Below are 23,301 nucleotides of genomic sequence, written 5' to 3'. Positions count from 1 at the left end.
CTATTCATCCTCTACAGTGAATTTATAGCCCAAGCCTTTTACGGTAATTAAAAATTTTGGGTGAGAGGGATCTGCTTCAATTTTTTCTCTCAGTCGCCGGATATGAACCATTACCGTATTATCAGAGCCAAAATATTCCTCACCCCAGACTGTATCATATAGCTTTTCTTTACTAGTCACCTTTTTAGTATTTTGGAGGAAATACTTTATTAATCCTATTTCTTTTGGCTTTAATTCAATGAATTCCCCATGCTTTAATAATTCCGCTTTTTGCTCGTTTAATTCAAAGGGGCCGGCTTTTATAATAGAGTCTGTCTTGTCACTCGTCTGCATATAGTCTGCTCTTCGCAACTGCGCTTTTACTCGATAAGCAACCTCTTTAGGACTAAATGGCTTTGTTATATAATCATCACCACCTATAGCAAAGCCTAAAATCTTATCTAATTCCTCCGTTTTCGCTGATATAAATAAAATCGGCACATTCGAGATATTCCTTATTTGTTTACATACATCATAACCTTCACCATCTGGTAACATAATGTCTAATAGAACAAGATCTGGTTGTGTTTGTTGGAATTCTGCGAATCCTTCTTTTGCAGTAGTAGATGTGACAACTTTTTCAATTCCTTCTTTTACCAAGACTGTTTTAATAATTCTCAAAATATCTTCCTCATCGTCAATAATTAATACTTTTTTGTTCAGAGTCATTCATCACTACCTCCATACCTTCAGTGTCCTTATTATAAAGGAAATAAATCCAAAACCCATCATAATATTTATCATCATTTGTACGCAAAAAAGAACCCTTTCGGTCAAGGATTCTTACAAATTGGTATTGGCAAAATGTTAGTCCAACATTTCAACGGCTTTTCCAGGTAATTCATCAGAAGTCACTTCCTGATAAGATGTAACTCCTTTTCCATCTTTCACAAACAGGAGTAAATACGCATTTTCTCGAAGCTGTTTGCCAGCAGTAAATGTGAATGTTTTTTGGTTGCCATCTTTATCATAAGCTGGTAATTCATATTCATATCTTATAAAAATCGTTCCACCGCTCCCTTTCTCCTCTATTTTAGTTCCTTCCCCATTTATTTGTGTGTAATATTCATTAGCACCTAACCGATTAAAATTTACATTTTGCATAAAAATTAAACCAACAACTAAAATCACTAATACTATTCCAATAACTATCATTGATTTTTTCATTCATATACTCCTCACTCTATTTCATTTGGTTACAATTTTATAGTAGGTACGCACTGTTAAGAAGTAATAGATCACATAGATTAAAATATATATGCCTATACATATGAATACAGGAATCACTAGGTTTGTTTGCAATAGCCTAGATAAGGCAGTTAAAGCCACTGCGGAATGTGCTATACCAGCTAATAATGGTAAGGCAAATATAAAGAATACCTGTTTAGCAATTGATTTTCTTACTTCCTTTTTATTCACACCGATTTTGTGTAGAATGACATAACGCTCTTTATCAGAATTTGCTTCTGTCAACTGTTTAAAGTAGATGATGCTCCCTGTTGCAGCAAGGAATACTAATCCCAAGAAGGCACCGATAAAGATAATTAACCCTGCTGTCTCCATTCCTAGAGCATAATCATTGTAAAAGCTAGAAAAGCTTGCATTATCAGGTAGAATAGATTCAATTTCCTTATTTATTATTTCGGCATAACTTTCGTTCGTAAATTTGTAGGCTTCCATGTTTACATGGTCTGTTTCTTTTTCCAACTTAGAAAATAACTCATCACCTATCACCACAGTAATATTTGCTGTCTTGGGATTAAGAACGTTATATTTCATCAATTTTTTAAACGTAATGTCTTCCGCTAGAATATCTACGTGCAATGGAATGCTAGAACCTACATATTCTGGTGACAATCCTTCATAGTAGCCTGCATCTAGTACAGCTGCATTATTGCCTTCCAGTGAAAGATGATCTTTTCTCTCTTGAAGTCCTGCCATTTCATTGAATGTTTTAGTAGAGATGATTGTATATTCCTGTATGATTTCGCCCATTTTGCTATTTAAACTAGATGTATCCACCTTTATTTGCATTGTCGGTATCGTTTTATGATAGATGATCTCATGGTTTCCTTCTTGTAAAATCTTATCATTCACCTTATTCGCTATATGTTCGTCATGATTAATAAACATGATGCTATTTGGATTTGCCAACTCGGCATTACTTTTATTGTTATAATACAAACTATAAGATGCCCCGACAGCTGTCAATGTGGTAGCACTAAGAATGGCAATGATGGTTAAGGTTCGCGCATTTCCTTTCATACGATACAGAAGTTGAGATGTACTTATTAAGTTAATCCCTTTCCAAAGCTTTCTTTTATTCTTTTTTGAAAGCTTCAAAAGATAGACAATTAAAGTATTAAATAATAAATAAGTACCCAGAATAACGGATACGATGATAACAAGTGGTGTTAGCATGATACCGATTTTTCTCCAAGCTTCTGACTCCAATATATTTTGAAGTGCAAGCCAATAACCAATCCCTATAAAGATAATGGATAATACTGCAATGAAAAAAGAAGCTCCTAGCTCTTCTCCCTCTTTGTCTGCTTGAAATAAATCAATCAGTTTAAAACGATAAATTAATCTATATCCATGAAACGAGGTAATGACTGTAATAAGTATGAATACAATAATGGTGTTTATAATTGCAGCAGATGAAACGGCAAAATTTGCAATCACATCATAGCCCATCACCTTCATCAAAATGGTTACAAAAAACTTTGATAAAACAGAACCAAGTAAAATACCAATAAAAAGGGCTATAATCCCCATTAAAAAGTTTTCATAAAATAGCAATCGGCCTATTTGTTTCTTACGTACACCTAGTAATGAATAAAGTCCGATCTCCTTTTTTCGTTTCCTTGTAAAAAAAGAGTTTGAATACCAAATAAAAATGGCTACAAAGATGATCAAGACGAACGATGCAGCATTGAAAACAGAGCTAATTCTTGTTGAGGATTCCGTTGTAGCAGCGATCATTTCATCATATTTTAAAGAAACGAATGTAAAGTAAATCACAATACTAAAAATCATGGAAGAAAAATATAAAAAGTAATTGGTAAAATTTTTCCTTATATTTTTCCTAGCAATGCCGAACAGTGTCATTTAATTCCCACCTCCAAGTGAAGCAAGAACATCTAATATTTTTTGAAAGAACTCCTTACGAGTTTGTTGCAATTTATGAATTTCAGCATCAATCCTACCATCTTTAATAAATAATATTCGTTTACAAAAGCTTGCAGCAAAAGCATCATGTGTAACCATCATGATGGTAGAGTTATTCTGCTCGTTTAACATAGATAAGCTTTCAAGTAAACTGGTTGCGGATTTGGAGTCTAACGCACCTGTTGGTTCGTCCGCCAATATTAGGCTTGGATTAGTAATAATCGCCCGAGAAGCTGCTGTTCGCTGTTTTTGACCACCTGATATGTGATATGGATATTTATCAAGTAATTCACTTATTCCAAATGTCCCCGCGATTCTTTCAACACGTTTTTCAATCTCACTAGTCGAAACTTTTGATAATGCAAGTGGAAGTAAAATATTTTCTTTAACCGTTAACGTATCAAGAAGGTTATAATCTTGAAATATAAAGCCTAGCTGATTTCGGCGGAAGTCGGCCAGTTGTTTTTCTTTCATGCCTACAATATGTTGGCCGTTGATAGTAATATCCCCTGACGATGGTGTGTCTATAGTAGATAAAACATTTAATAATGTCGATTTCCCAGCACCCGAAGGCCCCATGATTCCGATAAATTCTCCTTCTTTAATCTCCAAATTAATATCTTCTAATGCTTTATAAACATTTCCCTTTGTACCAAATACTTTTTGAACATTTTTTGCTTGTAAAATAATTGTCATTGATGAATCCTCCCCGTAACTACAAAGATGATTATATGCCCTAAACCTTACATCATTTTAATATAAACCTTACATAAACCTTAAAAATAACAGCAAACCCCGAAGTGGGATTTGCTGTTTTGGATAATATTTATTTTTTCCTTGGTACTAAATCCGCTACATAGTCAAAGTAAAAGTTCCGTTTCCCTCTTTTAATTAGGATGAACATAGTATGGATAAATAATACGGCCCACATAATGATGAGAAATGCAAATATAGTCACAGTGATCCATACATGATAAGGATAAAGATTTGAAGTTATATCTAACTCAATGCCGGCGAATATCGTTAGGAACCATGATGTTGCCAAAGGTAAATATAGCGCAAAGAATCTTTTTAGCAAGTACTGCCACATAGGTACTTCTCCATCAACATTAATTAGTTTAAAACGCAGTATATTTGTTCCAATTGTTTTTCCATCCCAAATAAATGGAACTACATAGAAAAGAATAAAAAAGCAAATCGTTTTATAAACAAATTCTGCGAATCCGCTTGTTGTAAAGAGTCCAACTGTAAGGGTCCAACTAATCTTAATCAATAGATAGTCTATAAACACAGCCAATAATTGCGACAACGGAGGTACCAAAGGACTTTCTTGCATTTTTTCTCCCTTAGCAATAAGGTTGTTTCGAGACGGAAACAGAGCAAGTATGACAGGGGCAATGATGAATCCAAACAAAGCACTAGTACTATTTAATAAAAGATCATCCACATCAAAGATACGATATGGGCAATTATAGATCCCATAAATACCTGTTATTTGTGTTGTCTCAAAAAAAAGGGATAACGCAAATCCCAAACCAAGTGCTTTCTTCCAAAATCGTTTGTGTTGGAAAAAATACCTTAGATAAACACCAAGAGGCAGCAATAATAGGAAATTGAATGCCGCTTGCAAAAATGCGCTTTGTTTAAATATTTGAATATAGGTAGATGGTTGTGACCAAACAACTGAACTACTATTAATAACATCCCAGATAAAATAAAACGGGACAAGTGAATAATGCACCGTATCAGGTGATTGCAAAGCACAAGTATTTCGAGTATCCGGAAGTGGCAAAAGAACTAAAAATAAAGCCGATAACATATAGAAAATAAAGGAATAAGCCACTATTGAAGCCCAAAGACTTAAATAACCATATTTTCTATAACTGTAAATTAGCCAAGGGATAATAAGAAAAAAGCCCAATAGAATAAATGTAAGAAATGCGGTTCTGGTGCAAGAATTCCAAGAAAATTGCAATGAATCTCTAAATCTTGGACATACTGATACTATTACTCTAAAAAAGGTGTGTGATCGGTATGGAAAAGGAAGATTTGTTCAAATGGAAGCACTATCAGCCTGACATTATTTTGTTAACAGTAAGGTGGTACCTACGGTACAACTTAAGTTTTCGTGATTTGGTGGAAATGATGGAGGAACGTGGCTTATCCATGGCTCACACAACGATTATGCGTTGGGTACATCAATATGGACCTGAATTAGATGAAAGAGTACGGCGTCATCTTAAGTCAACCAATGACTCCTGGAGAGTAGATGAAACCTATGTGAAAGTCAAAGGTCAATGGATGTATCTGTATCGTGCCGTTGATTCAGAAGGGAATACCATTGATTTTTGTCTAAGCGAATCAAGAGATAAACAAGCAGCCAAATGCTTTTTTAAGAAAGCCTTGGCTTTTTCGCACGTTTCTAAGCCTCGTGTGATAACAGTAGACAAAAACCCGGCTTATCCAATCGCTATCCAAGAGTTACAAGAAGAAAAGCAGATGCCTGAAGGCATCCAACTAAGGCAAGTTAAATATCTCAACAATATCGTGGAGCAGGATCATCGCTTTATTAAAAAACGAATTCGCCCGATGCTTGGATTAAAGTCCTTACGGACTGCCAAACGAATTATTGCGGGGATAGAGGCTATGCACATGATCAAAAAAGGACAGACTCTCCAAAGGGAGAAGTCTGTCCAAAATCAAAAAGAATTCATCCATCAACTGTTTGGACTAATTGCTTAGGATCAGGGGTCACTAGAAAACTTTCGCTTTTTTATATTTTCTTCAAGTATTTGCACCAGAACCGAACAGAATACCTTATAATCCAAAAGCTCGCTAATTCCAATGCATTGGAATTAGCGAGCTTCATTAGTAGTTTTCTTTTCATACATGATACATTAGAAAATTTCTTCTCCATTTGTTGCAATTACATTCTTATACCAATTAAATGATTTTTTCTTCATTCTCTTTAAAGAACCAGAACCGTCATTCTCTCTATCCACATAAATGAAGCCGTAACGTTTTTTCATTTCTCCAGTAGTGAAGGAAATTGGGTCAATACATCCCCAAGTTGTGTAACCTAGAACCTCTACACCATCTTCTTCTACAGCCTTTTTCATTTCAATAATATGAGAAGCTAAATAATCAATTCGGTTTTGGTCCTCAATATTTCCATCTTCTTCGACACGATCGGTTGCACCGAATCCGTTCTCTACAACAAAAATCGGAAGCTCATAACGACTATACATCATATTTAAATAATATCTGAAGCCAATTGGATCAATTGTCCAACCCCAATCTGATACTTTTAAATATGGATTATTTACGGCATCTCCACCACCAGCTAAATCACTACCTGTACGTTCTACATCTTCATCCGCTGTAAGAGTATTTGTTAGATAATAACTACAACCAATAAAATCTACCGTACCTTCTTGCAAAATTTCTTTATCTTCCTTAGTGATTTCAATTGAAAAATTGTTCTTTTTCCATATATTCAATGTTCGTTGAGGGTAATGACCGCGCACATGAACATCCGTGAACATTAATTGTTCTTGATCCGCCTCAAAGGCCTTCATCACATCATTAGGATTACAAGTATAAGGATAATTTGGTAATGCTGCAACCATACAACCAATTTTAAAATCCGGATTGATATTATGCCCTAACTTCACGACTTTTGCGCTGGCTACTAATTCGTGGTGAACGGCTTGATACATAACTTCTAATTTGTCTTCTTCTTCATCATAAATGACACCTGAATTGGTGAAAGCATAAATAGGATTACTTATAATTGTTTGATTGTTGATCTCGTTAAATGTCATCCAATATTTCACTTTGTCTTTATATCTATTCATTACTACCTCACTAAATCGAACAAAGAAATCAATTAATTTACGATTTCTCCATCCTCCGTATTCCTTAACCAAATGATAAGGCATTTCGAAATGGCTTAGTGTGACCACTGGTTCTATTCCATATTTTTGTAATTCATCAAATAAATCATCATAGAATTGTAATCCTTCTTCATTCGGTTCATTTTCATCACCTTTTGGAAAAATCCTTGTCCAAGCGATGCTAGTTCTGAAGCACTTAAAGCCCATTTCCGCAAAAAGCTTGATATCTTCTTTATAACGAGCATAAAAGTTGATTCCTTCATGGTTTGGATAATATTCACCTTCCAAGACACCATCCGTAATTTTACGTGGTATAGTATGTGTCCCAGCAGTCATAACATCTGTAATACTAATACCTTTTCCACCTTGATTCCAACCACCTTCAACTTGATGAGCTGCTACAGCTCCACCCCATAAAAAATTCTTTTGAAATGCCATTTTGTTCCCTCCAATTTTTACTCTTTAATTAATTTCATCACGATATTATTATTTGTGACTAGATCTTGTTCCTCAATTACAATAGCTTTATACTCAGCTGAATTTGTTACAATTACAGGCGTTACCATACTAAATCCTTCTGATTTAATTTTCTCTATATCAAATGTAACCAATAAATCGCCTTTTTTAATTTTATCTCCGTTTTGTACGTGAGTTTCATAATACTTTCCATCCAACGAAACAGTGTTCAAACCAACGTGAATCAATATTTCAGCTCCTCCGTTGGAAGTGATACCGATAGCATGTTTAGACGGAAAAACAGTTGTAACAATCCCATCAACAGGTGACCAAACCTTTCCTTGTTCCGGGTAAATAGCTAATCCTTGACCGACTGCTCCAGATGCAAACACTTTATCTTCCACTTCAGAAAGTTTGATTTGTTTCCCTGTCATTGGTGATATAACTTCTTCAAAAGGTTGATTTACTCTTTCAGTTTCTAATTCTGTATCAGACTTTGTATTAATTATTTCTTTTTCCATATTTTCCATTTCTTCTTTATTTAATCCGAAGAAGTAAGCTAATACCGCACCTAACACTAAGGCTGCTCCAATTCCAAATAAATAACCAATAAATGGTGAATATACTGGCATAGAGAAAACATTATGGAAAACATAAGCATTGCAAGTAACACCAAGTCCACCTAAGATAGCTCCTCCAACACCACCAGCGATAGCAACAATCGGAATAGTTCGCTTATATCTCATTATGATTCCGTAAACAATTGGTTCAGTTACACCAGCCAAAATACCAGTAATGGCAGTTGGTCCAGCCAAGGATCTTAATTGAGAATGTTTTTTTGCTTTTAAGAAAAGGCCAATAGCAATACCTATTTCAGCAAAGACCGCCGCAACGGCTGCACCTTCAATTGGGTCTCCACCCATTGTTGCTAAATTTTGTAATGTAATTGGTGTGAATCCCCAATGTAATCCGAAAATAACCATAAATGGCATACCCGCACCAAGAACAATACCCGCAATAAGGGGGCTCTTATCAATCAACCACATAACACTTCCTGCTAATACATCACCAACTGTTGTTCCCATTGGACCAAATAATAGGATTGTAAGAGGAACCATAATTAATAACGATAACATCGGTTCTAAGAATAATCTCAAATCTTTCATTATGACTTTTGAAAGACCTTTGTATACGAAATAATAAATAAATATTGCCACGAAAATCGGAAATACACTTGAAGCATAATCAATTGGTGTAACAGGAAGACCAAAAAGTGTTACAACTTTTTCCGATTCAATTAATCCCGTGAAATTTGGTTCTAAAAGTGCTGCACCAATTACACCACCTACATAGGGATTCGCGCCCATCTTAATGGATAGTGTAATTCCTAAAAAGATTGGAAGGAAATAAAAAACTGCATTTCCTGCTGAAGAAAGAATAGCATATGTTGTTCCTTGATCAGACATCCATTCAAAAGTAGTCAAAACAGTTAACAATGCTTTTATCATACCTGCCCCAGCCAATGCAGGAATTAAAGGAGAAAATGCACCAGAGATAACTTCAAAAACTCTCGAAATCAACGAAACTTTTTCTCCTTTTCCGTCATCCTTAGACTCTTGAGCAAGTCCTAGCTCAGCTACTATCGTATCGTAATAGTCTGTCACTTTGTTTCCAATAACAACCTGATACTGCCCGCCACTGTTTACTACTGAAAGAACATCTTTCATTTTCTCCAGTTCTTTTTTGTTTGTTTGTTTGCTATCTTTTAGCTTGAAACGTAAACGCGTGGCACAATGTACTAAGCTGACCACATTCCCACGCCCGCCTACGAATTCAATAATTTGTAAGGCTTCTTTTTCAAATTTCATATTCTCCACCTCTACACTTCTTATTTTTTGGCACTATACATAAAAAGACCTAAGCCAATAAAGAAGAAACAGATATGGATAAATTCCATTCTATTTATTTCTCCTTTATTGACTTAGGTCACGCCTGCTAACCAGTAACGATCCTATATCGATTCAGTCTATTCAATTGTATAGTTAACTAAATTAATTCGTCTTTATTAATTTCCCAACGATAAGTTGTCTCTAAAAACTTTTTAATCTTTTTACAAAATATCTAAGATAAGATATGAACCTTGAAAAATCATATGATTTACCATCTAGCTCTATACAATAATGGTATTTCACAACGTTCAAAATTTGATCAATAATTTTGGTCAACAACATAGTTTCTTCCATTACACTATTATTTTTTTGGCACTATACATAAAAAAACCTAAGCCAATAAAGAATAAATAGATATAGATAGATTCCATTCTATTTATTTCTCCTTTATTGACTTAGGTCACGCCTGCTAACCAGTAACGATCCTATGTCGATTCAGTCTATTCAAATGTATAGTTAAATAAAGTAATTCGTCTTCACTAATTTCCCAACGATAAGTTGTTTCTAAAAACTTTTTAATCTTTTCACCACATTTGAAATCATATGGATACTGTAATTTGATCAAGGATAAAAAAGATGAATCGACTTTATTCTCTTCGTTCTTCAATTGCCTTTTTACAAAATATCTAAGATGAGTTATGAACCTTGAAAAATCATATGATTTACCATCTAGCTCTATACTATAATGGTATTTCACAACGTCTAAAATTTGATCAATAATCTTGGTCAACAACATGGTTTCTTCCATTCCTTTCATTTCCAAATGGGCATTCGCAAAATGCAAGGAAATGAAAGCTGCCTCTGAAATTGGAATCTCAAGCCCGGTTTTATCTTTCAAAAATTCCACAGCTTTTTCACCAAAAGCGTATTCTTTTGGGTATATGTGCTTGATTTCCCATTGTAATGGACTGTTGAAAAAAAGACCTCTTTTGACCCTTTCAAGCATATGACTAATATGATCAGATAACGTTATAAGAATACAATCGCTCAATGGAACTAATAAATCCTGCTTACCCATTTCCACAATTTCACTTGCCAATTCCACATCATGTAAAGGAATTCTCCCTACCATCTGATAAAATCGGTTAACATCATCCTGTCCTTGAAAAATAAATTGTTTCTCAACTAGTTCTGAATCAATAACATCCCCAGGGAACTTATTAAAACCTATACCTTTTCCCATTACTATTTCTTCCGTAGATGTATCATTCACTACTAGTACAACATTATTGTTGAACACCTTTTTTACTATCACTTTTAAACCTCCAATCATTGACTTGGAGAAGGATATAAAAGCTCTTCAAAAATGGATAAATTACGAATTCATTCATCATTTTTCCCTTCTCATTATAACAAAAGGAATACTAATGTTGATGTAAGTTATTATAATGCGACAATTACGATTTGTAAATAAAAAATGTAAACGGTTGACGAAGAATAATTTTTTTAAAAATTATTCTTACAAAAAGAAACACTTATTTGGGTTCTGGTGCAAATACTTGAAGAAAATATAAAAAAGCGAAAGTTTTCTAGTGACCCCTGATCCTAAGCAATTAGTCCAAACAGTTGATGGATGAATTCTTTTTGATTTTGGACAGACTTCTCCCTTTGGAGAGTCTGTCCTTTTTTGATCATGTGCATAGCCTCTATCCCCGCAATAATTCGTTTGGCAGTCCGTAAAGACTTTAATCCAAGCATCGGGCGAATTCATTTTTTAATAAAGCGATGATCCTGCTCCACGATATTGTTGAGATATTTAACTTGCCTTAGTTGGATGCCTTCAGGCATCTGCTTTTCTTCTTTTAACTCTTGGATAGCTATTGGATAAGCTGGGTTTTTGTCTATTGTTATCACACGAGGCTTAGAAACGTGCGAAAAAGCCAAGGCTTTCTTAAAAAAGCGTTTGGCTGCTTGTTTATCTCTTGATTCGCTTAGACAAAAATCAATGGTATTCCCTTCTGAATCAACGGCACGATACAGATACATCCATTGACCTTTGACTTTCACATAGGTTTCATCTACTCTCCAGGAGTCATTGGTTGACTTAAGATGACGCCGTACTCTTTCATCTAATTCAGGCCCGTATTGATGTACCCAACGCATAATCGTTGTGTGAGCCATGGATAAGCCTCGTTCCTCCATCAATTCCACCAAATCACGAAAGCTGAGGCTGTACCGTAGGTACCATCTAACCGTTAATAAAATAATGTCAGGCTGATAATGTTTCCATTTGAATTCTACTGGTTTTTTCATACCGATACACGTCCTTTTTAGTTTAGTAGTATCCGTATGTCCGAGATTTAGAGATTAGTTTCAAGTTAGCTGAAATTTTTGCACCAGAACCTTCTTATCTAACTCAGGACTTCGACAATAATAAGAAAGAGAGATACATAAAAATAATGAAAATTAAAAAGGAAATTAGGGTAGATACAAAAACAATAGAATGGTTAGAAGGAATAAAAATACCTTCTTGAATTTCTCTTCTTTTCTTTGAATATTGAAGAGTTGACAATATTCCTGTTATAAAACCAACAATACATGCAAAGATTCCTAGGAATATAGCTAAAGTATTAATATGCTGATTAAAGCTAAGTTTAATAGTAAAATGCAATGAAGTTGTCAAAAAGCCTACCCCTACAATAGATACAGCCGTCCGTACCCAGGCTAAATAAGTTCTTTCGTTAGCTAAATGTTGTTGTGCATATATTACACTTTCTCCCGGTACTTCTTTCTTTTTACTTAAAGCTTCCATGAATTGTAATCCCCCAATATTAATCAACTTTAATAAAGAAACAATGCAAATGTGACTAATACTCCTGAAAACATTTCAGCACTTTGTTCTAATAGGTATAAAAGTTAATAATTAGCAGCACAACGAAATCCCATATGACTTGTTGTGCTGTCTGGAGTATTGGAACTGCGTGCTGCTACTCTATAACGGTTGCAGTAAGACTTATGACAAAGATAAGATCCTCCACGAATTACCTTAGCTTCTCCTGTCGCTGGTCCTTTCGGATTAACATGACTTTCATAAGTTTGAAATGTAGCACTAAACCAATCAGAGCACCATTCCCACACGTTTCCTGCTACGTTATAAAGTCCATATCCATTTGGTGGAAAGGATTTTACTGGAGCAGTACTTAAATATCCATCAGATCCATTGTTTCTTTCTGGGAATTCCCCTTGCCAAATATTGCAGTAATGTTTCCCATTTGGGGTTAAATCATCACCCCATGGATATGTTTTTTGTTCAAGTCCCCCTCGAGCGGCATACTCCCATTCAGCTTCGGTTGGTAATCGTTTCCCTGCCCATTTACAATACGCGCTTGCATCGTGCCATGAAACATGAACAACCGGGTGATCCATCCGATCTTCAATCATCGAATCAGGTCCTTCGGGATTTCTCCAATAAGCTCCCTCCACAGCCCACCACCAAGGGGTTTGTTGAACAAATTGTTTTACGTGTTTTTTTGTTTCTTTAGATACAAAATGATAAAAAACAAAAGACCATCCGTACAACTCCGCTTCTGTCTTATACCCAGTATCTTTTACGAATGCTTCAAATTGAGCGTTAGAAACTGTACAAGAATCGATATAAAAAGGATCCAACTTAATTTTCCTTACTGGTCCCTCACCATCTGCGGGAAACCCTTCAATACTATCGGTACCCATAAGAAACTCTCCACCTGGTAGGTAAATCATTTCGTCTCTTAATGATCTGCTAGATTGCTTTCTTATATGTTGATCCAACTCTGGAATTTTGGTTGACTTTGGCCTACTGGCGGCACAACAAGCTCTTTTTATTTTACCTTCCACTTTCAATCCCTCCCACCTTTTTCATTTTGTTCAATAATAGAGATTTTTATTTTTATAAGCTGGTATCAAACGTGGATATTAATTCATATTGGAAACTTTAAAGGATGCAAAATTTATAAGAAACAGCCTGCTCTATATAGAAACAGGCTGTTTCTTGAAAATCATTTTAGCTTAAAACAAAATTCAGTAAAAATAGGAATGCTATCAAAACTAGCGGAAAGCTTACTTCATTTTTTCTTCCTAAAGCTAATTTAAGAAGAGGGTAAGCAATAAAACCAAATGCGATTCCGTCAACAATACTATAAGACAATGGAATTAGAGCTATAATTAAAAAGGCAGGAAATGCTTCTGAAAAATCTTTCAATTCAATCTTTTGTATATTTTGAATCATTAAGCTGCCAACAACGATGAGCACAGGTGCAATTACGTTTTCCGGTATTATTTTTAATACTGGAATAAACAATATGGCTGGTAAGAATAAAATACCTGCAACAATTGCTGTAATTCCTGTTTTCCCGCCTACAGCAATACCTGCAGCACTTTCTACAGTTGCAATGGTAGGGCTTGTCCCGAATATACCTGCAGTAATGGTCGAAACCGCACTTACCTTATATGAGCGTCTAAACTTAACGGGTTGTTGTAATAACCCATATAGAGCCCCCATATTCTCAAAAACAATTACCATCGTTAAAGAAAAGGTCGCAATCCAGAATGCTAACGATGTTATACTTTCAAAAGACATTGCACCTAACACAGACTTATAACTACCAAATGAAACTTCTGAATATTTAACATCGTTTAAATCAACTAAACCAAATAGTGCGGATATGACCGACCCTACTACAATACTTAGAAGAAAACTCCCTTTTACATTACGACTAAACAAAATAACAGTAATAGTTAACGTTAAAAAAGTGACGATTGTATGAGGATTGCTTAAATCACCAAGCTTTACAAAAGTTGTATCACTTGCCGTAACAATTCCACCCTTTTGAAGGCCTATAAAGGTTAGAAAAAAACCTAAACCCACAACAATGGCTTCTTTTAACGATTGCGGTACCGCACGGGAAAGAACCAATGCCAAAGGTGAAAATGCTATCAATGCAAAAATAATACCGGACGTAAACACTACCGCTAACGCTTCTTGCCAAGATAGCCCCATCGACTGAACCATGGAATAAGAGAAGAATGCGTTTATTCCCATACCAGGAGCAAGTACAATAGGTGCATTTGCCCAGAATCCCATAATCATACAACCAACAAAAGAAGTAATAATGGTTGCCATAACCGCAGCATTATACGGGATACCCGCTTGTTCTAAAAATGAAGCGTTAACAATGATAATATAGGATACTGTGATAAAAGAAGTTATTCCGGCAATAGCTTCCTTTTTTAATGTTGTCTCATGGTCTTGTATATCAAACCATCTTTGCATAAATTTGTCCAAGAAAGAATCACTGCTTTCAAAAATACCCTCTCCCACCCGTGATTTTTTTATAAATCACCAATTTTTTTTATAAATCACCAAATTTCTTTCTTTTTAATTGTCCTCTTTCAAAAGTGCTTTAAAATCACGAATTTTTGGATGTTTGACCCACCTTAAACAACCTTCCTTCTTGGTTAAAAGTAGGTTTGTCCTCATTACTTGGATTCACTAAATTACTTTGTCCTGTTCCTGTTACTGGCTGTCGAGCCCCATCAATCCGAGGATCAACATATTGTAAAAACCACCTATCTAACTCACTTCGTAAAACTCGAATTTGATCCTGATAGTCAGGATCATCGTATAAATTATTACCTTCCTGCTGGTCTTTTATCAGATCATAGAACTCAAATGGGCCAAACGGATAGCGATGAATATATTTGTAAGATTTCGTACGAATCATGCGAACAGGTCCGTATTCATCATAGACGACTACATGCTTTCTTTCATCATCTGCTTTTCCTTCTAATATCGATACAAAGCTTGATCCTGGTAATTCATTGGACTCTGGGTTGTCAATATGAAGATAGTCGAGCAGTGTTGGCATGATATCATATTGACTAAGTAAAGCATCGTGAATCTGACCTGTTGGTATTCTGCCAGGTTGACTAAATATTGCTGGTACTTTAACCGAGTTATCAAACATGTTTTGTGGATATGTTCCGTTGCCTTTTCCCCAAATTCCGTTTTGACCACAGCTAAATCCATTATCACTCATAAAGCATATCAGTGTATTTTCACGTACCCCGAGTTTATTTAATTTATCTATAATCAAGCCCACATTGTAATCCATAGCTGTTACAGCAGCAAAGTATCCCTTAAGGTTTTCTCGAGGGTTGTCACGAACATTAGAAGGATTTGACAATGGTAAAAACCAAGGGTGTTCAGTTTCTTGTGGACATGATTCAAAAGAACAATCATCATACATATCCACATATTCTTGCGGGTGTTCTCCCACCCACAAATGATGAGGAGCTGTATAATGAACGCTTAGATAGAACGGCTGATCATTATTTGAACCCTCTTCTAAGAAGGTAAGTGCATCTTGCGTGATAAGATCAGTTAAATACCCCGTTCCATTAACGACTTCCCCATTACGTACCATCTTTGGATTAAAATAATGCCCTCCATCATAAAGATTTACATACCAGTGACTGAACCCTTTTTGGGGTTCATAGTCGTTTCCAAGGCCCCACTTTCCACTTATTCCGCAAACATACCCTTCCTTTGCAAGTAATTCAGTGTAAGATACATGCTCATTCAAATATGGAAGATGTGGATTATCGTTCTCTCTTATAAAATCATGTATCCCATGTTGTGAAGGTATTTTTCCAGTAAGTATAGAAGCACGCGCGGGTGAACAAACTGGTGATGTACAAAAAAAGTTTTCAAAGCGCATTCCTTCTTCAGCCAACCGATCCAAATTAGGAGTTTTAATTTCATGATTTCCAGCACAACCAAGGGCCCAAGGACCCTGATCATCTGTCAGTATAAAAATTATATTGGGTTTGTCTTTGTTAAGGTTTGTCATGTTTAACACAATCCATTCTCTTATTTATTTTGTTAGTTAAACAAATAATTATTAATGGTATATAACGTTAGAAACCTACTTACTTGCTCAAAAGTATCATTGAATTAGATTTCGTCAATAATCCCCACAACAAGATTAAGAAATTTTCCCTTTACATTTTCAGCAGCTTCCATTACTTCATGGTGGGATAGTGGTTGTTCCAAGATACCGGCAGCCATATTCGTTATACAAGAAATTCCAAGTACTTCGATATCTGCGTGCTTTGCAACAATTACTTCTGGAACTGTAGACATTCCAACAGCATCAGCTCCTAAAATTCGAGCAATTCGAACTTCGGCAGGAGTTTCATATGTCGGTCCTAGATTAGCCATGTAAACTCCTTCTCTTAGATTGAAATTTTGCTTTGAAGCTACTCTTTTTGCTACTCCTAAAAAACGTCTACTATAAGCTTCCGACATATCTGGAAATCTGACCCCGAAATTTGAATCATTTGGGCCAATCAACGGATTTCTTCCCATATTGTTAATGTGATCAGTAATTAGCATTAATTCTCCGACTTGAAAATTCATGTTTACCGCCCCAGCAGCATTGGTGACAATGAGCTTTTCCACTCCAAGTGCTTTTAGCACACGGACAGGAAAAGTAACAGCCTGTCCCTCATAACCTTCATATAAGTGGAAACGACCTTTTAACATTACAACACCTTTCCCCTTAATTTCACCTGCTACCAGTTCACCTGCATGTCCTTCTACTGTCGAAGAAGGAAAGTGTGGAATGGTTTCATAAGGAATCACTTTCGAATTTTCAATTAAATCCGCTAAAACCCCTAGACCCGATCCAAGAACTAGACCTATTTCTGGTCGAAATCCAATTATATTTTGAATGAATGAAGTTGATTCCTGAATGTGTGCTTTAATATCTCTCACTATATTTACCCCTTTCTAATGTCGACTTTCCAAAAATCAAAATAACTTTTTCTAAATGATACTGCGATATATTATTCAAAAATGGGTATGTCTATATTTTATTTTAAAGTAATAAGTAAGTTATGTAAATAACCTTTTATCAAAATTGAATAGAAGTAATGAAAATAACATGTAAAAAGTAACTAAAAACAAATATTTTTAGTTTTTAAGCAACGCATTCTTATACTTATATCGAAATTGAATATTTGTATTAATTTTTTCTTATTCTTGTTCCATAATCACATATCGTTTAAACTTTAATAATAGTTGTTTATTTTTGTGGAGGTAATTATGTTAAAACAATTTACAGGGCTAATGTCCCCTAGAATGAAAGGTTTAAAAAGTATATACCAATTAATCCGAAAATTTGGTCCTGTAGACAAAAACCAATTAGTTGAATTATCTGGGTACAAACAGTCTACATGCGCTCGTTTAATAGAGGAGTTACTCCAAGCAAACCTCATTTATGAAAGTGGATTAGGAGAATCCAGTGGTGGGAGAAGACCATCCATGTATGTTATCAAACCAGATACATACTATTTAATCGGCGTTGATATCGCTGGAGCATTTACAAGGGTAATACTTCTTGATTTAAACCTTACTATTTTGGAGGTTGCAAAGTTAGAGATGAGCGATCAGTATACACCTGATGATGTTCTGGAGTTTATATATCAAAAAATCGAACAGATGATGAGAGATCACCATGTACAAACTGAAAAACTTCTCGGGATTGGTGTTGGATCATTTGGACAATTGGATCGTGCCAAGGGAATCATCCTTTCTCCAGAACGATTCATGTCTGATGAATGGATCAATGTCAACATAACCGAGCTACTACAGCGGCGGTTTAATACACTTGTTATTTTGGATAACGGCGCCAACTTGGCGGCTCTAGGTGAATATAGAAGTAAATATTGGAAAAAGGTAGACAGCCTTGTCTATACCATGTCCGGAATTGGAATTAGGTGTGGGATCGTATCTGAAGAGAAGTTGGTTGGTGGTAAAGTTGATTTGGAGGGTTCATTTGGGCATATCATAGTGGACATACACGGACGTAAGTGCTCATGTGGATCATATGGATGTCTGAATGTATATTGTACTCTTCCTTATGTTCAAGAAGAATTGATTCGTCAGCTGAAACGTGGCAAAGAGTCAATAATTAGAGATATGATTATTAATATTGAAGATATTCGTTTGGATCACATTTTAGATGCCTTAGACCAAAATGATCCGCTTTGTTGTAGTATCATTCAAGATGCAGCCTATTTTTACGGTATAGGTCTTTCAAACCTAATTTATCTGGTTCGTCCAGATGTAGTTATAATTGGTGGAGCTTTAGCTTCTCATCCAATTTTTTATGAAATGGCAACTAAAACAGCAAAGCAAAGAGTCCAATATTATCCCGAATTCGAAGTAGAATTTTGCACACCGTCTACAGGGTATAACGTTGTAGCTGTTGGTGCAGGATGTATGATTTTAGATTATTATGTGGAGACAAATGGTGAGATATGATAATCACTCCAAATTGAGAAAATAGAATTTGAAATTTTATATATGAGAAAACATTTCATTAAAAAATGGTAAGGAACTTGTGAGTGTTCCTTACCATTTTTTCCTCTAAATTACTTCTTCACTTAAAACCTTAACTTTACCCACCTGATTGAATCTTTTATCAAATACTTTTACAAAGATTAATGTAGCTACTGCAATTAAAATCATCAGAATAAAAGCAGAGTTACTGAATTGTGCGGTATGCTCATTCCCGGAGAAATCTAATATCTTATTATTCATAAAGGATTGTCCATATAGCATGGCAATAAACGCTCCACCTAACGAACTTCCAATATTAAGAACTAATTTCTCTAATCCAATACCTACACCGCGCTGTTCTTCCGGCAACAACTGAGTGTAATTCGTCAGGTACCCTGAAAAGAAGAGTGTATAACCAATGTTAAAAAGACCCATACCTAGGAATACAAATACAACCGAATAACCGACTAAAAATGCAACAATTGCTAATCCAGAAAAGATCAATCCCCCGCCTAATAGTGTAATGTTACGATAACCACTATATCTAATAATACGGCCGGTCTGCATACCAGTGATAAAAGCTGCTATGTTTGTAATGGTAAAAAAGACACCCATTGTACTAACTGACATTCCATATGTCTCGGTTATGATGAATGGGAATATAAAAGAAAAGCCCACTTGCGTTCCATAAAACAACGCACACACTATTAAAGACCACACAACCCCTTTAATCTTAAATAACTCGGGTTTGATTAAAGGATCTTTACTTTTTAACGTATAGGCGACAAATACTGCAGTACTAATTAGTGCTAAAATGAGAAGTACTGGGTATTGCATTTTAAAAGTCATAAATGTAATGAAAAATGAAGTAATCGCCGTTACTAAAATTATACCTATAAAATCAAATGAACCCTTTTTACTTTCCTCTTTAGGTAAATTTTTTATCAAGATCGGAATTCCTATAAATGTTAGTGCTGGAATCAGGAACACCATGTTCCAATGTAAATATTCAGTAATGTATCCTCCAAATAAGTTACCGCTTGAAGAAGCGAGTTGGAATATGGCCGTATTGTAACCAAAGTATTTTGCCGCAGTCAACTTGTCAAAATACTTCAAAGCCATAATAATTTGCAAAGCCACAGGGGCTGCAATTGTAATACAGAACAAAATTCGAAAAATGACTAATAACGAGAAACTATAATCAGAAAATACTCCCATTAAAGTTACTAAAGGAAAAGAACAACATGTAAATAATATTAATTTCCTTATACTAATGAAATCAGACAAGGCTGCAAAAACTATCGAGGCAATTCCAAAGGACAATTTACCTACTGTAACCACTAAACTAACTGTTGAAGGTGATACTGCAAATTCTTCTACAAGATTTGGAGTAATCAAGTTGAATACGTTTTCATTAAATACAAAGAAAAATTCAAATAACAATATCCAAGGCATACACCTTGCAACTCTGCGACGCATTTCTTCGTTATTCATTATTAACCCCCTGTGTATAGATCATGATCGTTTATCGTCGACGGTAAATACATCATAATTTATTTTTATCCACTTGTAAATATCTTTTATTCATTTTTAATATAAGTATGAATATATATATCCTATCAATGTTGTTTATCATTTATGTTATCGTATTATCCCACAACAAAAATCAATTTTGAATATAAGTTTTACTTTTTGATCAGGCCCTACCCCTTAAGTAGAATTAGAAACGTCAAATCCGGCAAGCGCTTTTTAAAAAAAGTCTTGGCTTTTTCACATGTATCCACTCCTCATGTCATTACTATTGATAAAAATCAAGCGTATTCATTTCTCAATTCAGGAGTTAAAAGAAGAAAATGAGATGCCAGAATGCATCCAAATAAGGGCAAGTGAACTATCTTAACAACACCGTGGTGTAGCGTTGAAAAAAAGTTTAATCAAAATAATGCGAGTTAACGTGATACACGGGCAAATAGATAAGAATGTTTTGATAAATTTTGATTGAGCAAATAGTTTAAGCTCTATTAAGCTACGTTTTCGGGATAAGAGCTTACATAAACGGGATAATAAAGAAAAAACAACGGAGAAAAGCATATTTATACCCGGTAATTTACAATAAACATTCTTTTTTTTCCACAAATGGGTGAATGAGAGTGAGAATCTTATTATTAATTTATAATGAAACAGATATAGTAAATTTATTTTTAATATGATCCAGTTTATATAGTCATATTGGACACTCTTAATCCCGTTTATGTAGTGGTTTATAGTTTCATCTTGTTTATGTATCTATATCGGTCAAATTCTGGAGGGATTCTTTACAGGTTCCGGGGATGAAATGATTAATTATTCAATGGAATACCTCTCCCCTCTTCTCGTATATAGTAATGTAAAAGGTCTAGGTCACTATTCATAATGGAGATAAAGTGGAATTTACATTTATGATTGCTTTCTTTTGAATCGTTTTAATATAAATAAAAAAAGTGTAGATTTATAATAAAGTTAAACTAAAAACCTCTCCTTAACCCTAAGTTTATAGCAAATAAAAAAGCTCCATTTTGAAAAAGGATTAATTGTAGCTTTAAAATAAAAGTTGATCAAAAATACCTCACAAATCCATATTTTATGATAAATAAAAAGACTCCATTCTGAAAAAATATTGATCAAAATGGAGTCTTAACCAGCAGATTTAAGTCTGGCTTTTATAAAAAAGATTGATCATTTGTAAATATGATCTTCCACAATCGCGCCCGATTCTTGAGCATCGTTATTAGAAAATGGTCATCTAACATTTAAATTGGAACTTCAATCAAGACCACCTTTCGTTGAAGAAGAAATGACTATTATTCAAATGCTAGGTGGAGCACTCCTTTTGGGCTCTACATTTGTTAGTGAAACTAAATTTATTAGATTATCAAAACAGAGAACAAAAATTTTATCGAAATAGTGATAAGAGCAGTGGGTCATTTTTCACCACTGCTCTTATTTTATGTTATCTAAAATAACTAAACTATATTAATATCTTCTTTCACTAATGCTTTTCTAATTTCAGGACAATTCTTCGAACTTCTTCTAAACTAAAACTTTTGTTCAAGAAAATGGACCGTTTGTGGAACAAGAAAAAATCCTGCATATCAACACAGGACTTCCATTGTAGGGCGCTATTGTGGAAAATGAAGTAAGAGGTTTTATGTAGCCCCCATGACTGCCCGTTCATCACGAGACAGTTTATGATTGGATTATGTATCCCTGCAAGGGTTATTACAAATTCATATCTATTGAAAAAAATAGAAAAAATACTTATTTAAATAGAAAAGACTCTGGAGAGCATCTCATCCCCAGAGCATTTTTACACAATTATAAATATATTTATTTTATATATTTTCGTACATTCAAATCCTTGATAACAGTGGGTCCTTTTGATAAACCACCAATATCATACGTTGAATGTACGATATCGGAGAAAAATCATGAAAGAAAAGAACGTGCAGCCGTTGCGAACGGTCAAAGAAATTGAGGATATGAAATGGGCGTTGCGGTGATATGGTTCCGAACGGGACTATTTTTTGTTTGTCTTTGGGATTAATACCGGGCTTCGGGTCAGTGATATTGTGCCGTTGACCGTTGGAGATGTTCGTGATAAAAGTCATGTGGTGATTCGGGAGAAAAAAACGAATAAAACGAAGCGATTTATGTTGCCAATTAAGCTGCGGGAAGAAATCGAAGATTATACAGCTCATATGAGCGACGGAGAGTACCTGTTTCTAAGCCGGAACAATGGCCACACAAGCCTACAGAGCGCTGGTGAGGGCCAGCGAAGTGCTAGGTCAGGGATGACATCGGCACGCATACGATACGTAAGACATTCGGATATGCGTATTATCGGAGAACGAAAGACTTGGCATTCCTGCAAAATATTTTTAACCATGCCGCCCCGTCGATCACCAAACGATATATCGGGATTACGCAAGACGAAATCGACGAAACACTAAAGGATTTCTCTTTATAAGGGGTAACTTCAGGAACATGCGTAAGTTTCTCAACATAAAAGTCTAGACTTATCTCTTCATTCCATAGATAAGTCTGTTTTTTACTAGTCGAGTAGAAGGGAACCTCTCTACCTTGCGGTAGATTGTGTTCCTCCCCCCTCACAGAACCGTGCTTGCGCTATTTACGCACACGGCTCCTCCTAGTCACCATTCACAAAATATAGCTAATCTCTTTCGCTCAGATTTTGCTAATTCTGCTATCCTTAATAGTTTTGTGTCCATTTATTATCCCTACCTCTGCGTGTAGTAAATGTGTCCCTAGTAAGGGTGATAACTTGGTAGCAGCCTTTCCTCCATCGGCATTACCCAACTTCATTGGTACTACGCTGCTATCCGACTCCCTACAACGGCATTTGGCTTCCTTGCTTATTATCGCTTGTACACCATACTCTTCTATAAGAAGAAAAGACCGGTAGGGC

16 protein-coding genes and 2 pseudogenes are annotated in these 23,301 nt (G+C 35.2%); 3 read left to right on the top strand and 15 right to left on the bottom strand.

The genetic code is table 11. The features are described 5' to 3' along the window. The 5 genes from AC625_RS09260 to AC625_RS09240 all read right to left on the bottom strand — a co-directional run bounded on the left by AC625_RS09260 (nt 1) and on the right by AC625_RS09240 (nt 5,053). Nucleotides 1–708 carry a response regulator transcription factor gene (locus tag AC625_RS09260; RefSeq protein WP_049681044.1) on the bottom strand — a complete coding sequence of 236 codons (708 nt, stop codon included), beginning with the start codon at nt 706–708 and terminating at the stop codon, nt 1–3. Between the two features lie 138 nt (nt 709–846). Beyond that, nucleotides 847–1,206 carry a YxeA family protein gene (locus tag AC625_RS09255; RefSeq protein WP_049681043.1) on the bottom strand — a complete coding sequence of 120 codons (360 nt, stop codon included), beginning with the start codon at nt 1,204–1,206 and terminating at the stop codon, nt 847–849. A 21-nt stretch (nt 1,207–1,227) separates the two neighbouring features. Next, entirely contained in the window at nt 1,228–3,150 is a 1,923-nt protein-coding gene (locus AC625_RS09250; protein WP_049681042.1) for an ABC transporter permease, read from the bottom strand. Continuing rightward, the gene (locus tag AC625_RS09245; protein ID WP_049681041.1) at nt 3,151–3,906 is read right to left on the bottom strand and encodes an ABC transporter ATP-binding protein; all 756 of its coding nucleotides are present in this window, start codon (nt 3,904–3,906) and stop codon (nt 3,151–3,153) included. A gap of 130 nt (nt 3,907–4,036) precedes the next feature. Then, nucleotides 4,037–5,053 carry a VanZ family protein gene (locus tag AC625_RS09240; protein WP_245644966.1) on the bottom strand — a complete coding sequence of 339 codons (1,017 nt, stop codon included), beginning with the start codon at nt 5,051–5,053 and terminating at the stop codon, nt 4,037–4,039. Between the two features lie 191 nt (nt 5,054–5,244). On the opposite strand from AC625_RS09240, the gene AC625_RS09235 reads away from it, so the two are divergent. Then, nucleotides 5,245–5,952, top strand: a complete 708-nt coding sequence (locus AC625_RS09235; RefSeq protein ID WP_049681039.1) for an IS6 family transposase — start codon at nt 5,245–5,247, stop codon at nt 5,950–5,952. 155 nt (nt 5,953–6,107) lie between these two features. Here the strand turns inward: AC625_RS09235 and AC625_RS09230 are convergent, their stop codons facing one another. The 9 genes and pseudogenes from AC625_RS09230 to AC625_RS09190 form a co-directional block, all read right to left on the bottom strand. Beyond that, the gene (locus tag AC625_RS09230; protein WP_049681038.1) at nt 6,108–7,544 is read right to left on the bottom strand and encodes a 6-phospho-beta-glucosidase; all 1,437 of its coding nucleotides are present in this window, start codon (nt 7,542–7,544) and stop codon (nt 6,108–6,110) included. Between the two features lie 17 nt (nt 7,545–7,561). After that, on the bottom strand, nt 7,562–9,430 hold the full coding sequence (locus tag AC625_RS09225) for a beta-glucoside-specific PTS transporter subunit IIABC (protein WP_049681037.1): 1,869 nt from the start codon (nt 9,428–9,430) through the stop codon (nt 7,562–7,564). 490 nt (nt 9,431–9,920) lie between these two features. Further along, nucleotides 9,921–10,766, bottom strand: coding sequence for a BglG family transcription antiterminator LicT (licT, locus tag AC625_RS09220; protein ID WP_156187483.1), 846 nt, complete (start codon nt 10,764–10,766; stop codon nt 9,921–9,923). 290 nt (nt 10,767–11,056) lie between these two features. Then, nucleotides 11,057–11,764 (bottom strand): annotated as a pseudogene (locus tag AC625_RS09215) (IS6 family transposase). A 103-nt stretch (nt 11,765–11,867) separates the two neighbouring features. Further along, nucleotides 11,868–12,263, bottom strand: coding sequence for a YidH family protein (locus AC625_RS09210; RefSeq protein WP_049681035.1), 396 nt, complete (start codon nt 12,261–12,263; stop codon nt 11,868–11,870). Between the two features lie 104 nt (nt 12,264–12,367). Then, complete coding sequence (locus tag AC625_RS09205; protein WP_245645089.1) at nt 12,368–13,270, bottom strand: formylglycine-generating enzyme family protein; 903 nt, start codon at nt 13,268–13,270, stop codon at nt 12,368–12,370. Between the two features lie 223 nt (nt 13,271–13,493). Continuing rightward, nucleotides 13,494–14,774: an NCS2 family permease gene (locus tag AC625_RS09200; protein WP_156187482.1), complete on the bottom strand. Its 1,281-nt coding sequence runs from the start codon at nt 14,772–14,774 to the stop codon at nt 13,494–13,496. Between the two features lie 124 nt (nt 14,775–14,898). Next, nucleotides 14,899–16,341 (bottom strand): sulfatase family protein, encoded by a 1,443-nt coding sequence (locus tag AC625_RS09195; RefSeq protein ID WP_049683658.1) that lies wholly within the window; start codon nt 16,339–16,341, stop codon nt 14,899–14,901. Nucleotides 16,342–16,445: 104 nt separating this feature from the next. Beyond that, nucleotides 16,446–17,258, bottom strand: a complete 813-nt coding sequence (locus AC625_RS09190) for a purine-nucleoside phosphorylase (RefSeq protein WP_425415483.1) — start codon at nt 17,256–17,258, stop codon at nt 16,446–16,448. Between the two features lie 339 nt (nt 17,259–17,597). Between AC625_RS09190 and AC625_RS09185 the strand changes: the two genes are divergently transcribed. Beyond that, complete coding sequence (locus AC625_RS09185; RefSeq protein ID WP_049681032.1) at nt 17,598–18,818, top strand: ROK family protein; 1,221 nt, start codon at nt 17,598–17,600, stop codon at nt 18,816–18,818. Between the two features lie 105 nt (nt 18,819–18,923). Here the strand turns inward: AC625_RS09185 and AC625_RS09180 are convergent, their stop codons facing one another. After that, nucleotides 18,924–20,330 (bottom strand): MFS transporter, encoded by a 1,407-nt coding sequence (locus AC625_RS09180; RefSeq protein WP_049681031.1) that lies wholly within the window; start codon nt 20,328–20,330, stop codon nt 18,924–18,926. A 1,973-nt stretch (nt 20,331–22,303) separates the two neighbouring features. Between AC625_RS09180 and AC625_RS25625 the strand changes: the two are divergent. After that, nucleotides 22,304–22,842: pseudogene (locus AC625_RS25625) on the top strand (tyrosine-type recombinase/integrase). Nucleotides 22,843–23,301 lie beyond the last annotated feature (459 nt).

This window comes from Peribacillus loiseleuriae (assembly GCF_001183985.1).
GTDB classification, from domain to species: domain Bacteria; phylum Bacillota; class Bacilli; order Bacillales; family DSM-1321; genus Peribacillus; species Peribacillus loiseleuriae.
This window is presented reverse-complemented; position numbering and strand designations above follow the sequence as displayed.